Below are 13834 nucleotides of genomic sequence, written 5' to 3' on the forward strand. Positions count from 1 at the left end.
AACGAACGCCCGGCACGTTCCACCTTTCCAGAACGCCGGATCCACCGGCCTATCCGAATTCAAAGTCGACGTCGATTTCCAAGTCGAATTTCAAGTTTCATCGAGGGAGCAAACAGTCCATGGACAACCTGATCGAGCTGCTGGTCATCTCCGGCATCGCCCTGCTGGCGCTGCTCACGATCGGCATCATCTTCGCGCGTCTCTACAAGCGCTCGACGAAGGAAACCGCCTTCGTCCGTACCGGTCTCGGCGGCCAGAAAGTGATCATGGACGGCGGCGCGATCGTGCTGCCGGTCTTCCACGAGCGCGTGCTGGTCAACATGAACACGCTCAAGCTCGAGGTCGTGCGCCGCGAGCGCGAGAGCCTGATCACCCGCGACCGCATGCGCGTCGACGTGACCGCCGCGTTCTTCGTCCGCGTCAAGCAGACGGAGGAAGCCGTGAGCATCGCCGCCCAGACGCTGGGCGCCCGCACGCTGAGCCCGAACGAGCTCAAGGCGCTGGTCGAGGACAAGTTCGTCGACTCGCTGCGCGCGACCGCCGCGACGATGTCGATCCAGGAGTTGCAGGACAAGCGCCGCGACTTCGTGCAGGCCGTGCAGAACGCCGTCGCCGAAGACCTGGAGAAGAACGGCCTGGAGCTGGAGTCGGTCTCGCTGACCAGCCTGGACCAGACGGACAAGCAGTTCTTCAATCCGAACAACGCCTTCGATGCGGAGGGCCTGACGCGGCTGACCGAGCAGACCGAGGCGCGCCGCAAGCAGCGCAACGACGTCGAGCAGGACACCGAGGTGCAGGTCCGGACCAAGAACCTGGATGCCACGCGCCAGAAGCTGACGATCGACAAGGACCAGGAGTTCGCGAGCCTCGCGCAGCACCGCGAGATCGAGATCACCCGCGCGGAGCAGGTCGCGTTGATCGCGTCCCAGCAGGCCGAGCGCACCCGCCAGGCCGAGGCCGCCAAGATCGAGGCCGAACGTCAGGTGAGCCAGAAGCGCATCGAGGCCGATCGCGAGATCAAGGCGGCGGAGATCGAGAAGAACCTGGCCATCCAGACCCGCGAGATCGAGCTCGAGCGCAAGACCGAGATGCAGCGCGCCGAGCAGCGCAAGCAGGTCGAGATGGCGCGTCAGGACACGCAGATCGCGATCGCGACGAAGTCGCGCGAGCAGTCCGATGCGGACGCGGCCGCCAACCTGGCGCGCTCTGAAGCCGTGAAGGCCGAGGAACTCGTGAACACGGCACGTCAGGTCGCGGTGGCGGAGCGGGAGAAGAGCATCCAGCTGATCGAGGCCTCGAAGGAAGCCGAGCAGCTGGCCATCGCGGTCCGCGTGTCGGCTTCCGCCGAGAAGGAAGCCGCGCTGGACCGCGCCGAGGCGCTGACGATCGAAGCCACGGCCAAGCAGGCGGCGGCGCTGGCGGAGGCCGAAGGCCGCCGCGCGATCAACGAGGCGCTGAACACGTTGTCGGCCGCTCAGATCGACCTGCAGGTCCGCACGATGCTGCTGCAGCAGCTGCCCCACATCCTGGAGCAGGCCGTGCGTCCGATGGAGAAGATCGACTCGATCCGCATCTTCCAGGTCAACGGCATGCCGGGCGGGGGCGGCGACGGCGCGGGAGCGGCAAACGGCCAGGGCGGCCAGGGCGGCCATGGCGCGGCCGGCGGCGCGACCTTCCCCGAGCAGGTGATGAACTCGGCGCTGCAGTATCAGATCGCCAAGCCCATCGTCGACGCGGTGATGAAGGACGCGGGGCTGTCCAACGAAGGCATCACCGGTGTGGCGCAGACGTTGGCCGGCATGCTCTCGCCGGGCCATGGCGCGGCGGTGCCGCACGCCGCGAAGCCGGCGATCGAAGGCCCGCACGCCTGATCGAGCGCGGCGCGCCTTCGCGGCGCGCCCGCTCGTCAGCTTGCGCGGTGGATCGACCGCTGGACCGGTCGCTGGATCGATCGCGCACTGCCGGGCAGCAACAAAAAAGCCCGCTGGCATCGCCAAGCGGGCTTTCGTTCTGTCGGGGACCCGCGGTCCCGCGAGGCGCAGCTCAGTCGAAGTTCGGCGTCTCGACGCCCAGCACCTTGTGCAGCTTCGGGCTGGTGGTCGTGTACTGCAGGTGGACGCGCTTTTCCGGGTTGATGATCGGCATCGCGCCGAAGGCCGCCAGCGCGGCTTCGTGGAAGCCCGACAGGATCAGCTTCTTCTTGCCCGGGTAGGTGTTGATGTCACCCACCGCGAAGATGCCCGGCACGTTGGTCTGGAACTTCTCGGTGTCGACCTGGATCTGCTTCTTCTCCAGCGACAGGCCCCACTCGGCGATCGGGCCCAGCTTCGGCGACAGGCCGAAGAACACCAGCACCTGGTCGGCCGGCACCACGCGCGTGACGCCGTCGCCGCCGGTGATCTTCAGGCCCTTGAGCGAATCCTCGCCCTCGTCCAGGTCGGCGACCTGACCGACGATGAACTGCATCTCGTAGGCGTCGCACAGCTCGCGCATCTTGGCCACCGAGGCCGGCGCGGCACGGAAGCCGTCGCGGCGGTGCACCAGGATCACGCTCTCCGCCTTGTGCGGGTTGCCGTCGGCGTTGCCGCCGCAGAAGTTCAGCGCCCAGTCCAGCGCCGAGTCGCCGCCGCCGATGATCACCAGGTTCTTGCCGGCGAACTGCGACGGGTTGCGCACCCGGTAGTGGACCTGCGAGCCCTCGTACTTGTCGATGCCGTCGACCTTCAGCGTGCGCGGCTGGAACGAGCCCACGCCGCCCGCGATGAAGATGGTCTTGGTCAGGAACTGCGTGCCCTTGCTCGTCGCGACGAAGAAACGACCATCCTCCTGCTTCTCGACCGTCGTGACTTCCTGGCCCAGATGGAAGGTCGCGCCGAACGGCTCGATCTGCTTCATCAGGTTGTCGGTCAGCTCCTTGCCCGTCACCACCGGCAGCGCCGGGATGTCGTAGATCGGCTTGTCCGGGTAGAGCTCGATGCATTGACCGCCGGGATAGGCCAGCGAGTCGATGATGTGGGCCTTGATCTCGAGCAGGCCCAGTTCGAACACCTGGAACAGGCCCACCGGGCCAGCGCCGACGATGACGGCGTCGGTTTCGATCACGCCCGCGTGCGGGGCGGAGGTCGATTCAGTCACTTGCGTTTCCATTCTTGTAGGGGCGGCCGCCGGCAGGGTCCGGCGCCGCGGGATGAGGGGATCGGTCAGCGGACCAGCTGATCGATCTTGCCCGTCTTGTCCTTCCACTCCTCGGCGTCCGGGAGTGCGGCCTTGCGCTTGGTGATGCTGGGCCACTTCTTCGCCAGGTCGGCATTCAGCTTGATCATGATCTGCTGATCGCCGGGCACGTCCTCCTCCGGCATGATCGCGTTCACCGGGCACTCCGGGATGCAGACCGCGCAGTCGATGCACTCATCGGGGTCGATGGTCAGGAAGTTCGGACCTTCGCGGAAGCAGTCGACGGGACAGACATCGACGCAGTCGGTGTATTTGCAGCGAATGCAGGCTTCGGTGACGACGTGGGTCATAGCGGCTCTTCTAGTGACGGAGACCGGCAGGCGGCCCCTCTGAAATCAGCGATCCCCTGGCGGTCCGTGGACGGTGGGCTCGGTCGCGCTGACGGAAAACGGGAGATTTTAAACGTTCGGGCTTTGGGGCAGGGATTCCAGCCCCTGCGGCTCAAGGTCTTGGCGTGAGGACGGTGTCGCGTAATCGCCCAAATCCCCGCCCACATCGCCGCCCAGCGCCTTGCCCGGGTCGCCCCGCGTTCCGGCGGTGGTGGCCGTGCCCGACCCGGCCGGCGGCTCCGCCAGCGGGGCCGCGCCCGCGCCGACGATCACCACCGTCGGCCGCCCCTTGTGCAGCATCGAGGCCGCGCCCAGCGACGCCACGTCGTGCTCGCTGGACAGCGCATCGGCGCAGCCGGCCCGGGACACGACGCTCACCGGCGTGCCGGCATCCCAGCCTGCGGCGAGCAGCCGGCGGGCCAGGGCGGCCAGCTGCTGGCCGGCCATGTAGAACACCTCGGTGTCGGCGGACTTGCCGGCCTGCAGGTCGCCCTCGCGCGTCATGGCGGTCGTCAGCGCGACGCTGCGACCCGCGCCGCGCCGCGTGAGCGGTCGTCCGGTCTGCGCGGCGGCCGCGATCGCGGCAGTCACGCCAGGGACGATCTCGTAGGGGATGTCCGCTTCGGCGAGCGCCAGCAGTTCTTCCTCGAGGCGGCCGAAGACGTTGGCATCGCCGCCCTTCAAGCGGACGACGACCTCATGCGCCTGGGCCTCGCGGACCAGCGCGGCATTGATCGCCGTCTGCTTCGTGGAATGGCAGAACCCGCGCTTGCCGACGTCCAGCCACTTCGCCTGCGGCGCGAGCTCGCGCAGCGCCGGGTCGGTGAGGGCGTCGAACAGCACGACGTCCGCCAGCGCGAGCGCCCGTGCGCCGCGCAGCGTGATCAGGTCGGCGGCGCCGGGTCCGGCGCTGACGAAGAGGACACGTCCCATGGCGATGGCTCCTGGTGGTCGGTCGGGGGCGCGGAGGACCGGGAGATCAGCGGACCAGCAGCGCGCCGCTGGTGCGGTTGCTGGTGGGGTCCACGACGATCAGCGCGCCGCCGACGCGGTTGTCCGCGTACGGCTGCAGCGGCAGCTCGGCCTGCAGCTCGATGGTGACGTGGCCGATCTCGTTGACCGACAGCTCGTGCGCCTCGGTCTCGGCCAGCGTCTGGATGTCCAGCCGGTGGTCGATCGCGGCGATGCGGGCCTGGACCCAGCGGTTGCCGTGGCGCACCCAGTACTTGCGGCCGAGGACGGCCGGCTCGGTGTCGATCCACGCCAGCGTGGCCTCGAAGGTCCGGCGGGGCGTGGCCGCGCCCGGCGCGACGATCCAGTCGCCGCGCGAGACGTCGACCTGGCGGTCCAGCAGCAGTCCGGCCGATTCACCGGCGACCGAGGTCGCCACCGGCTCGCCGGCGCGGCGCAGCTCGCCGACGATGGCGGTCTGGCCGCTCGGCAGGATCTGCACTTCGTCGCCGACCTGCACCTGGCCCTGCGCGATCCGGCCCCACAGCACGCGCGGGTTGTTGCCGGTGCCGTCGCCGTCCTTGGCCACGTACTGCACCGGCAGCGCGAGCGGCGCCTCGACCGTTTCCTGCACGGTCGGCAGCGACTCCAGCACCTGCAGCAGCGACGGACCGTCGTACCAGTCCGCTTCCAGCGGCTGCGTCACGTTGTCGCCGCGCAGCGCGGAGACGGGCACGACCGCGGTCACGCGGATGCCGGCGGCCGAGGCGAACTTCTCCAGCGCGGCCGAGACCTTGCGGAACGCGTCACCCGGATTCTTGGCGGCGTCGATCTTGTTGATCGCGAAGACGATGCTGGGCACGCGCAGCAGGTGCGCGAGCAGGCTGTGGCGGCGCGTCTGCGCCAGCAGCGGGACGTCGTCGACCGACAGGTCCAGCTTGGTCACGTCCACCAGCACGACTGCGGCATCGCTGCCCGCGGCGGCGGTGACCATGTTGCGGGTGTACTGCTCATGGCCCGGCGCGTCGGCAATGATGAACTTGCGCTGCTTGGTCGCGAAGTAGCGGTAGGCGACGTCGATCGTGATGCCCTGTTCGCGTTCGGCTTCGAGGCCGTCGGTCAGCAGGCTCAGGTCGATCGGCTGGCCGGCGGCGCGCTTGGCCAGCGTGTCGAGCTGGTCGGCGAGGATGGCGCGGCTGTCGAAGAGCAGGCGCCCGATCAGCGTGCTCTTGCCGTCGTCGACGCTGCCGGCGGTGAGGAAGCGCAGCGCGCGGTGCGTCGTGTCGAGGTCGGATTGATGGATCTTGGTCACGGCGGGGGAGGGGCTCACGGTGCTCACGTTGCTCGAGGCGCTCGCATTGCTCGCGTCGTTCGGGGCGTTCAGGACGGCGGACATCAGAAGTAGCCCTCCTTCTTGCGGCGCTCCATCGAGGCGTCGGAGGTGCGGTCGTCCATGCGGGTCGCGCCGCGCTCGGAGACCGTGACCGTCAGCGTCTCGGCGACGATGTCGGCGGCGTTGGCGGCCGGGCTCTCGACCGGGCAGGTGCAGGTCATGTCGCCGACGGTGCGGAAGCGCACCTGCGCCGTCTCGACGGTCTCGCCGGCTTCCGGCGGGGTCACGTCGGTCAGCGGCACCAGCAGGCCCTTGCGGCGGATCACCTGGCGGTCGTGCGCGAAGTACAGCGACGGCAGCGGGATGTTCTCGCGGGCGATGTAGAGCCACACGTCCAGCTCGGTCCAGTTGCTGATCGGGAAGGCGCGGAAGTGCTCGCCCGGACGGATGCGGGTGTTGAAGAGGTTCCACAGCTCGGGCCGCTGTTCCTTCGGCTGCCATTGGCCGAAGCTGTCGCGGTGGCTGAAGATGCGCTCCTTGGCGCGCGCCTTCTCCTCGTCGCGGCGGGCGCCGCCGATCAGCACGTCGAAGCGGTGCTCCTCGATGGTTTCCAGCAGCGTCACCGTCTGGTGGCCGTTGCGCGATTCCAGCGGATGCGCCAGGCGGATCGTGCCCTTCTTGATGGAGTCTTCCAGGTGGCCGACGACCAGACGCTCGCCCATCTCCTCGACGCGGCGGTCGCGGAACTCGATCACCTCGGGGAAGTTGTGGCCGGTGTCCACGTGGACCAACGGGAAGGGCAGCTTGCCGGCGAACTCGTTGCCGGCGATGCGGCGCTTGAAGGCCTTCTCGGCCAGGCGCAGGACCACGCACGAGTCCTTGCCGCCGGAGAACAGCAGGGCGGGGCGCTCGAAGGCGGCGGCGACCTCGCGCAGGATGAAGATGGCCTCCTCTTCGAGGTGGTCCAGGTGGCGGTGGTCCGCCAGCGGCAGCAGTTGTTCGAGGTTCACGGGGGCGTTCATGCCTGGGCTCCGGAGGTCGCGTTCAACGTCGGGGGGACGCTTCGGGTTCAGATTCGGTGTCGGAGGCGCTGCCGGGCTCGGCATGCGTGGCGTGCAGCCCGCATTCCTTCGCGCTGTCCTCCCACCACCAGCGGCCGGCGCGGAAGTCCTCGCCGACGGCGATCGCGCGGGTGCAGGGCGCGCAGCCGATGCTGGGCATGAACTGGTCATGCAGCGGGTTGTAGGGAACGACGTGCTGCTGCACGTAGTGCCAGACGTCGGCCCAGCTCCACTCGGCCAGCGGATTGATCTTGGTGCGGCCTTGGCCGTCATCCTCGCGGAACGGGACCTCGGCGCGGTTGGCGCTCTGCTCGCGGCGCAGGCCGGTGATCCAGGCCGTGCGGCCGGCCAGCATGCGCGACAGCGGCTCCAGCTTGCGCACGCCGCAGCAGGCCTTGCGCAGCTCGACGCTGCGATACATCGGCTCTTCACCGTGGGCGCGGACGAAGTGGACGACCTGCTCGTTCACCGGCGCGAAGACGTCCACCTCGATGCCGTAGCGGTCGTGGATGCGCGGGATCAGCGCCAGCGTTTCCGCATGCAGCTTGCCGGTGTCCAGCGTCGCCAGCGCGATCGGCAGGCCGTGGCGCGCAATGAGGTCGGTGATGACCATGTCCTCGACGCCCAGCGAGGTCGACTGCAGCGCGCCGGGGCCGAAGTCCGCCGCGGCCTGCTTCAGCACCTCGACCGTGCGTGCGACGCGTTCGTCGAAGCCGGCGGTCTTGCGGGCGTACAGGCCGATGGCCGAGCCGACGCCGGCATCCGCGCCGGGCAGCGCGGAGACGCCGGCCGTGACGCTTCCGGATGCGGCATCGGACGCGCCGCCGATGGGCGCGAAGTCCAGCGAAGACACCTCGCCGCTCATGCTCAGGCCTCGGACTTCTGCCCCGGACGGGCGAACAGCGGGCGCGTCTCGTTGACGTCCGCCTGGTAGTGGCCGGGGAAGAAGCTCAGTGCGCGCTCGGCGGCTTCCTGGTTCTGGTCGCCGCGCATCTGCACCGCGTCGACGCCGCAACGCTGCAGCAGCGGCAGCATGTCGACGAGCACTTCACCGGTCGCGCGGACCTCGCCGGCGAAGCGCAGCCGCGAGCGCAGCACGTGCGCCTGGCTGTACGCGCGGCCGTCGACCCACTTCGGGAACTGCAGCACGGCCAGCGCGAGGCGCGGCAGGTCGTCCTTCAGGTCGAGCACGTCGATGTCGTTGGGCAGGATCACGCCGGTCGCCAGGCCTTCGGGCCAGGTGTCGCGCACGGCGTGCCACTGCTCCAGCGTCAGCAGCTTGTGGTCGGCGGCGGCGGGATGCGGTTGCGGGCCGTCCTCGCCGGCGCAGGTGTGCCAGGGGTCTTGGGCCTTGGAGACGAACTTCATGGTGCGGGGGCGTTCCATGTCCGGGGTGCTCGGGGTCATTGCTTGGCGGTCGTGCGGCGGATCTCGTTGGTCGCCTGCTTGAAGGCGTCCAGGCCGATGCGGCGGACCGTCTGGAGGAAGCGCTCGCCGGCCTCGCGCTCGCGGCGGTAGGTCGCGATCACGGCCTCGACGGCGTCGGCGGCCTCGTCGGCGGCGAAGGACGGGCCGATCACCTTGCCCGGCACGGCCGTGCCGACTGCGTCGAGCCGTCCGAGCCGCCCAGCGTGATCTGGTACCACTCGCTGCCGTCCTTGTCGACGCCGAGCACGCCGATGTGGCCGCTGTGGTGGTGACCGCAGCTGTTGATGCAGCCGCTGATGTGCAGGTCGATGTCGCCGATGTCCCAGAGCTCGTCGAGGTCCTGGAAGCGGTCGGTGATCTCCGACGCGACGGGGATGGAGCGGGCGTTGGCCAGCGCGCAGAAGTCGCCGCCGGGGCACACGATCATGTCGGTCAGCAGGCCGATGTTGGGCGTGGCGAAGCCGTGTTCCTTCGCGGCCTCGAAGAGCGCGGGCAGGTCGCTCTCGCGCACCCAGGGCAGCAGCAGGTTCTGGTCGTGCGAGACGCGCAGCTCGCCGTGGCTGTAGGCGTCGGAGAGCGCGGCGGCGGCGTCCATCTGCGCGTCGGTGATGTCGCCCGGCGGCAGGCCGACGCGCTTGAGCGACAGCGTCACCGAGCGGTAGCCGCTGACGCGGTGCGCGTGGACGTTGCGTTCCAGCCAGCGGCGGTAGGCCGGCGAAGCGCCTTCGAAGATGTCGACACCCGGCACCGGGGTCACGCCTTGCGGCTCCACGAAGCTGGCGGCGACGCGCGCCAGTTCAGCCTCGGGGATGAGCTGCTCGTGGCTGCCGGCGTCGTCGTTCAGGATGGCCTGGTACTCGGCGTTGACCGCGTCGAAATAGGCCTGGCCTTCGGCCTTCACCAGGATCTTGATGCGCGCCTTGTACATGTTGTCGCGGCGCCCGAAACGGTTGTACGTGCGCACGATCGCTTCGAGGTACAGCACGATGTTCTGCCACGGCACGAAGGGGCTGATCTCCTGGCCGATGATCGGCGTGCGGCCCATGCCGCCGCCGACGAAGACCTGGAAGCCGATCTCGCCGGCGTCGTTCCTGCGCAGTTGCAGGCCGATGTCGTGCCAGGCGATGGCGGCGCGGTCTTCCTTGGCGCCGGAGATCGCGATCTTGAACTTGCGCGGCAGGAAGGCGAATTCAGGATGCAGCGTCGACCACTGGCGCAGCACTTCGGCATACGGGCGCGGGTCGATCAGCTCGTCGGCGGCCACGCCGGCGGTGACGTCGCTGGTGATGTTGCGGATGCAGTTGCCGCTGGTCTGGATGCCGTGCATGTCGACATCGGCCAGCAGGTCCATGACGTCCGCCGACTGCGTCAGCGGGATCCAGTTGAACTGCAGGTTCTGGCGCGTGGTGAAGTGGCCGTAGCCGCGGTCGTGCTCGCGGGCGATGCGCGCGAGCTGGCGCAGCTGGCGGCTGTCGAGCACGCCGTAGGGCACGGCGACGCGCAGCATCGGCGCATGGCGCTGGATGTACCAGCCGTTCTGCAGGCGCAGCGCGCGGAAGTCGTCGTCGGGGAGCTGACCGGCCAGATGGCGTTCGAGCTGGTCGCGGTACTGGGCCGCACGGGCGTGGACGAACTGGCGGTCGAAGTCGGTATAGGCGTACATGGCGTCGGCTGGACCCGGCCGGGTTTCTCAGGGGGCCCGCCGCGCGTCAGAGACACCGCGGCTGGCCCAGGGCTGGCCGGGAGTCTGCACTCTATGAACGCTTTATATATATGAGAACTACAAAATCGTAGATTGCTTATGGCCAGATAAGCATATGAAGAATCCTGCAAAGGCCGTTGGCCCCTCACGGCGGTTCACCGCGCCTCCGTCTTCCCCCTCTCCCGCAGGGGCGGGAGAGGGAGGGGTGAGGGTGGGATGAGGGTGGGTTTTGCGGCCGCAGGCCGCGCTCAGGCCGTTGCCAGGCGGCGTAACGCCGACATCTGATCGGCGATCCGCGGCGGCAGCGGCTCGGTGCCGGCCAGGATCGCGCGGATGAAGTCGGCATTGGCAGCGGGCTCGCAGGCGGGCGACAGCGGCCAGTCCAGATCCTCGTTGCTTGCCGGGTTGAGATCCAGGCCTTGCCCGTTCGCGAAGCCTTGCAGGTGGGCCTTGCGCCGGAGGTGGAGGTAGGCCTCGCCTTCGCTGGCGCGCATCAGCAGGGCATGGCCGTCGTCGGCGCTGAGCTGCGGCAGCGCCTCGCCCATGCTGTCGACATATTCCGGATGGGTCACCGCGACGACGCGCACGCTGCGGCCCGGCAGCGGGTCCAGCAGCTTCGCGACGCTGTGGCTGCTGTTGCGCAGGCCCATGCGGGGGCGCAGCGCCATCATGGCGTCGAGGCCGGGATGGATGACTTCCGTCGGCAGGATGGCGAGGCGGTCCGAAGCCAGGCGCTGGCCGGCGTCGTCCACGTTCCGGGCGACGGGGAGTTCCAACGCGTCGAAGAGCTCGAAGGGGCTGATGCGGCTGTCGAAGTCATGGCGGCCGTGGATCAGCACCGGGATGCCTTCACGGGCCAGCAGCATCGCCACCAGCGGCATCAGGTTGGCCTGCTTGCGAGCGCCATTGAAGGTCGGCAGCACGACGGTCCGGGGACCGGCGGGCGCCGCCACGCGGGCGGCTCCCTCTTGCATCGCCTCGACGAACCCGAGCAGTTCATCGAGGCTCTCCCCTTGATGCGCATCGCGATCAGGATGGCGCCGCGCTCCAGGTCGGGCACTGTGCCGGCGAGCAGCGCGGCGAACAGCGCGCGCGCCTGCTCACGCGTCAGGTCGCGGGCGCCGCGAGCGCCTCGGCCGATTTCCTTGAGGAGGGGGCGTAGTCCATGCGTCCTTCCGTTGAGGGACGCAGTTTAAGAGGGCCGCCCGCAGGCCCGCGGGGACGACCGCGGCGACATCCGCGCCAGCGACGTCGGCGGCCGCATCGGTCGCCTCGGCAGCGAGCGTCAGACCCAGCTCGCCGAACAGATCCTTCGGATCGTCCATCTCCGGCACCAGGGCCAGCTCGCGGCCCAGTCCGAGCGCCTCGGCGCGGTCGCCCAGCCAGCGCAGCGTCGCGAAGTCCTCCAGCGCGAAACCGACCGAGTCGAAGACCGTCACCTCCTCGTCGCTGCGCCGGCCGGCGGCCTCGCCGCGCAGCACGCGCCAGAACTCGGTGACCGGGAAGTCTTCCGGCATCTGCTGCACGTCGCCCTCGATGCGCGACTGCGGCTCGTATTCGACGAACACCTGGGCGCGCGCCAGCACGTCGTGGTGCAGTTCCGTCTTGCCCGGGCAGTCGCCGCCGACGCCGTTGATGTGCATGCCGGGCTCGATCATGTCGGGCGTCACGATGGTCGCGTTGCGCTTGTCGGCGGTGACCGTCGTGACGATGTCGGCGCCGCGCGCCGCTTCGGCGGCGTCGCGGCAGCGGACCAGGGTCAGGCCCTCGACGCGCGACAGGTGGCGCACCAGCTTGTCGGTCGCGGCCGGATCGACGTCGAAGAGCCGGATCTCGGCTATGCCCAGCAGGTGGTGGAAGGCCAGGGCCTGGAACTCGCTCTGCGCGCCGTTGCCGATCAAGGCCATCCTGCGTGAGCCGGGACGTGCCAGGTGTTGCGCGACCAGCGCGGACGTGGCCGCGGTGCGCAGCGCCGTGCTGAGGGTCAGCTCCGACAGCAGCCGCGGCGTGCCGGTGTCGACGTCGGCGAGCACGCCGAAAGCCATCACGGTGGGCAGGCCCACGAGGTGGTTTTTGGGGTGGCCGTTGACGTACTTGAAGCTGTAGAGCGAGGCGTCCGAGATCGGCATCAGCTCGATCACGCCGTCGTCCGAGTGGTTGGCGACGCGGGCGCTCTTGTCGAAGGCGCTCCATCGGACGTAGTCCTCGGCGATGTAGCGGGCGAGGGTCTGGAAGCTCTGGGCGATGCCGTCGTGCCGGACGACGCGGGCGACATCGGGCGTGAGGAGGAGGCGGGTCGTCATCGGCGGACTCTTGGAAGTGGGAATGCCTCCATTCTTCGGATCGGCGTGTCAGCAGGAAGCCAGAGAACTGATCAATAATCGAAGCGCCTTGCGCATTTCGTCAGGGAACCCTGACGTTTTGCTTTGAAATCCGGGTTAACCCTGGGCGATCCGCGCGCAATGCGGCCGCCGGCGCACCAACATGGACACACTCGACCATCAACTCATCGCGCTGCTCCGGCAGGACGCCCGCGCGAGCATCGCGACGCTGGCGCACAAGCTGAAGGTGTCGCGCGGGACGGTGACCAACCGGCTCACCCGGCTGGAGGACAGCGGGCAGATCGTCGGCTACACGGTCAAGCTGCGGGCCGACGTGGCGCAGCCGCACATCACGGCCTGGATGAGCATCGCGGTGGAAGGCAACCGCACGCGCGAGGTCGTCGGCATCCTGCTCGGCGAGCCCGGCGTGGCGGGGCTGTTCGACACCAACGGGCGTTGGGACCTGCTCGCCGAACTGCGCGCGGACAACCTCAACGAGTTGGCCGAGATCCTGGAGCGTGTGCGCCTGATCAAGGGCATCGGCGCGACCGAGACCAGCATCCACCTGCAGACCTACAAGCTGGCGTGAGCCTGCGCACGCCTGCAGGCACATGAGTGCCGCGGCGGCGAGGCGCCTCAGCGTTTCGGGGCGGAGGCCGGCAGGTCGTCGTCGTCCGGCTCGGGCGCATCCGGTTCGAGCTGGAAGCGGCCGTCACGCAGCTCCATGCGCGTACGCTGCACCACCGCGCGCAGCGCGTTGCAGGCGCCCTCGTTGAAGCGCAGCACGATCTCGACGCGCGGGCCGCGGCCGGGGCTCAGGACGCTGACGCCGGAGGTCTGCGGCGACGCGGTCGCGCCGCAGGCCAGCGGCCCGGGCTTCTCGTCGAAGCCGAGTTCCGCGCCCAGCTGCATCTCGCCGTCGCGCTCCAGCACCAGCCGTTCGGTGCGGCTTTCGCGACCCCGGTCGATGTCGTAGCGGCGGCTGCGCAGGATCCAGCGCTCGTCGGCGATCTGCAGCAGCTGCAGCTCCTCGTCGCCGGATCCCGGCGCGCCCGGCATCAGCAGCAACCCCTTGGCGCGCAGCTTCCAGCGGCCGGACTCGTCCGCGGCGAGCACGGCGGCGCCCAGCGCCGGCACGCAGGCCGCGCAGCGGAACTGGTCGCGCGGGCCGGGCGTGAGTTGATAGACCAGCATCAGCTTGTCGACGTTCGACTCGACGTAGCGCCCGCGGAAGACCTCGCGGATCTCCGCGCGCAAGGTCGGCGAACGACCGCCGAAGAAGGCGGCCGCGCGCTCGTGGCGCCAGGTGTTGCCCCCGTAGACCATCTTCATCGCCGTGGCGGCGTCGGGCGGCCTGTCGATCGCGACGGGGACCTGCGCCTGCGCCGCCGCGGCCAGCAGCAGCGACGCCGCGACGCCCAGGCGGCGAAGGAGGCCGAGGCAACGGCGGTGGGCGAGGGGCTCGTGCACGAAGG

At 69.4% G+C, this 13834-nt stretch carries 11 protein-coding genes and 3 pseudogenes; 2 read left to right on the forward strand and 12 right to left on the reverse strand.

Annotated elements, in window-relative coordinates; translation table 11 throughout:
* Positions 1-119: 119 nt before the first annotated feature.
* Positions 120-1871: a flotillin family protein gene (locus tag ACQ86G_RS13750; RefSeq protein WP_431261071.1), complete on the forward strand. Its 1752-nt coding sequence runs from the start codon at positions 120-122 to the stop codon at positions 1869-1871.
* A gap of 172 nt (positions 1872-2043) precedes the next feature.
* Here ACQ86G_RS13750 and ACQ86G_RS13755 read toward each other — a convergent pair whose 3' ends face one another.
* The 11 genes and pseudogenes from ACQ86G_RS13755 to ACQ86G_RS13805 form a co-directional block, all read right to left on the reverse strand.
* Complete coding sequence (locus ACQ86G_RS13755; RefSeq protein ID WP_431261072.1) at positions 2044-3147, reverse strand: NAD(P)/FAD-dependent oxidoreductase; 1104 nt, start codon at positions 3145-3147, stop codon at positions 2044-2046.
* A gap of 53 nt (positions 3148-3200) precedes the next feature.
* Positions 3201-3524: a ferredoxin FdxA gene (gene fdxA / locus ACQ86G_RS13760; protein WP_416757927.1), complete on the reverse strand. Its 324-nt coding sequence runs from the start codon at positions 3522-3524 to the stop codon at positions 3201-3203.
* A 108-nt stretch (positions 3525-3632) separates the two neighbouring features.
* A complete protein-coding gene (gene cobA, locus ACQ86G_RS13765) occupies positions 3633-4496 on the reverse strand; it encodes a uroporphyrinogen-III C-methyltransferase (protein ID WP_431261073.1) in 864 nt (287 codons plus the stop codon).
* A gap of 46 nt (positions 4497-4542) precedes the next feature.
* Entirely contained in the window at positions 4543-5910 is a 1368-nt protein-coding gene (locus ACQ86G_RS13770) for a sulfate adenylyltransferase subunit 1 (RefSeq protein ID WP_431261074.1), read from the reverse strand.
* Complete coding sequence (gene cysD, locus ACQ86G_RS13775) at positions 5910-6869, reverse strand: sulfate adenylyltransferase subunit CysD (protein ID WP_431099745.1); 960 nt, start codon at positions 6867-6869, stop codon at positions 5910-5912. Before cysD ends, ACQ86G_RS13770 begins: the two co-directional genes overlap by 1 nt.
* A 22-nt stretch (positions 6870-6891) precedes the next feature.
* A complete protein-coding gene (locus ACQ86G_RS13780; protein WP_431261075.1) occupies positions 6892-7773 on the reverse strand; it encodes a phosphoadenylyl-sulfate reductase in 882 nt (293 codons plus the stop codon).
* A 2-nt stretch (positions 7774-7775) separates the two neighbouring features.
* Positions 7776-8276 carry a DUF934 domain-containing protein gene (locus tag ACQ86G_RS13785; RefSeq protein WP_431261076.1) on the reverse strand — a complete coding sequence of 167 codons (501 nt, stop codon included), beginning with the start codon at positions 8274-8276 and terminating at the stop codon, positions 7776-7778.
* A 35-nt stretch (positions 8277-8311) separates the two neighbouring features.
* Positions 8312-9999: pseudogene (locus ACQ86G_RS13790) on the reverse strand (nitrite/sulfite reductase).
* Between the two features lie 287 nt (positions 10000-10286).
* Positions 10287-11042: pseudogene (gene ybiB, locus ACQ86G_RS13795) on the reverse strand (DNA-binding protein YbiB); the annotation flags it as partial.
* Positions 11043-11104: 62 nt separating this feature from the next.
* Positions 11105-11149 (reverse strand): annotated as a pseudogene (locus ACQ86G_RS13800) (hypothetical protein); the annotation flags it as partial.
* The gene (locus ACQ86G_RS13805; protein WP_431261077.1) at positions 11139-12341 is read right to left on the reverse strand and encodes an ornithine cyclodeaminase; all 1203 of its coding nucleotides are present in this window, start codon (positions 12339-12341) and stop codon (positions 11139-11141) included. The pseudogene ACQ86G_RS13800 and the gene ACQ86G_RS13805, both read right to left, overlap by 11 nt.
* A gap of 181 nt (positions 12342-12522) precedes the next feature.
* Here ACQ86G_RS13805 and ACQ86G_RS13810 point away from each other — a divergent pair, with 181 nt between their 5' ends.
* Positions 12523-12948 (forward strand): Lrp/AsnC family transcriptional regulator, encoded by a 426-nt coding sequence (locus tag ACQ86G_RS13810; protein ID WP_431261078.1) that lies wholly within the window; start codon positions 12523-12525, stop codon positions 12946-12948.
* A gap of 47 nt (positions 12949-12995) precedes the next feature.
* Here ACQ86G_RS13810 and ACQ86G_RS13815 read toward each other — a convergent pair whose 3' ends face one another.
* Positions 12996-13829 carry a hypothetical protein gene (locus tag ACQ86G_RS13815; RefSeq protein ID WP_431261079.1) on the reverse strand — a complete coding sequence of 278 codons (834 nt, stop codon included), beginning with the start codon at positions 13827-13829 and terminating at the stop codon, positions 12996-12998.
* Between the last annotated feature and the right edge of the window lie 5 nt (positions 13830-13834).

Origin of the sequence: Roseateles chitinivorans (assembly GCF_050632145.1) — a bacterium.
GTDB lineage: Bacteria > Pseudomonadota > Gammaproteobacteria > Burkholderiales > Burkholderiaceae_C > Roseateles > Roseateles chitinivorans_B.

Excerpts from the sequence above, each read along its gene's own strand:
- ACQ86G_RS13755 (WP_431261072.1), bottom strand. The coding sequence starts at position 3,147 with ATGGAAACGCAAGTGACTGAATCGACCTCCGCCCCGCACGCGGGCGTG.
- ACQ86G_RS13770 (WP_431261074.1), bottom strand. The coding sequence starts at position 5,910 with ATGTCCGCCGTCCTGAACGCCCCGAACGACGCGAGCAATGCGAGCGCC.
- ACQ86G_RS13805 (WP_431261077.1), bottom strand. The coding sequence starts at position 12,341 with ATGACGACCCGCCTCCTCCTCACGCCCGATGTCGCCCGCGTCGTCCGG.
- cobA (WP_431261073.1), bottom strand. The coding sequence starts at position 4,496 with ATGGGACGTGTCCTCTTCGTCAGCGCCGGACCCGGCGCCGCCGACCTG.
- fdxA (WP_416757927.1), bottom strand. The coding sequence starts at position 3,524 with ATGACCCACGTCGTCACCGAAGCCTGCATTCGCTGCAAATACACCGAC.
- cysD (WP_431099745.1), bottom strand. The coding sequence starts at position 6,869 with ATGAACGCCCCCGTGAACCTCGAACAACTGCTGCCGCTGGCGGACCAC.
- ACQ86G_RS13785 (WP_431261076.1), bottom strand. The coding sequence starts at position 8,276 with ATGAAGTTCGTCTCCAAGGCCCAAGACCCCTGGCACACCTGCGCCGGC.
- ACQ86G_RS13810 (WP_431261078.1), top strand. The coding sequence starts at position 12,523 with ATGGACACACTCGACCATCAACTCATCGCGCTGCTCCGGCAGGACGCC.
- ACQ86G_RS13780 (WP_431261075.1), bottom strand. The coding sequence starts at position 7,773 with ATGAGCGGCGAGGTGTCTTCGCTGGACTTCGCGCCCATCGGCGGCGCG.
- ACQ86G_RS13750 (WP_431261071.1), top strand. The coding sequence starts at position 120 with ATGGACAACCTGATCGAGCTGCTGGTCATCTCCGGCATCGCCCTGCTG.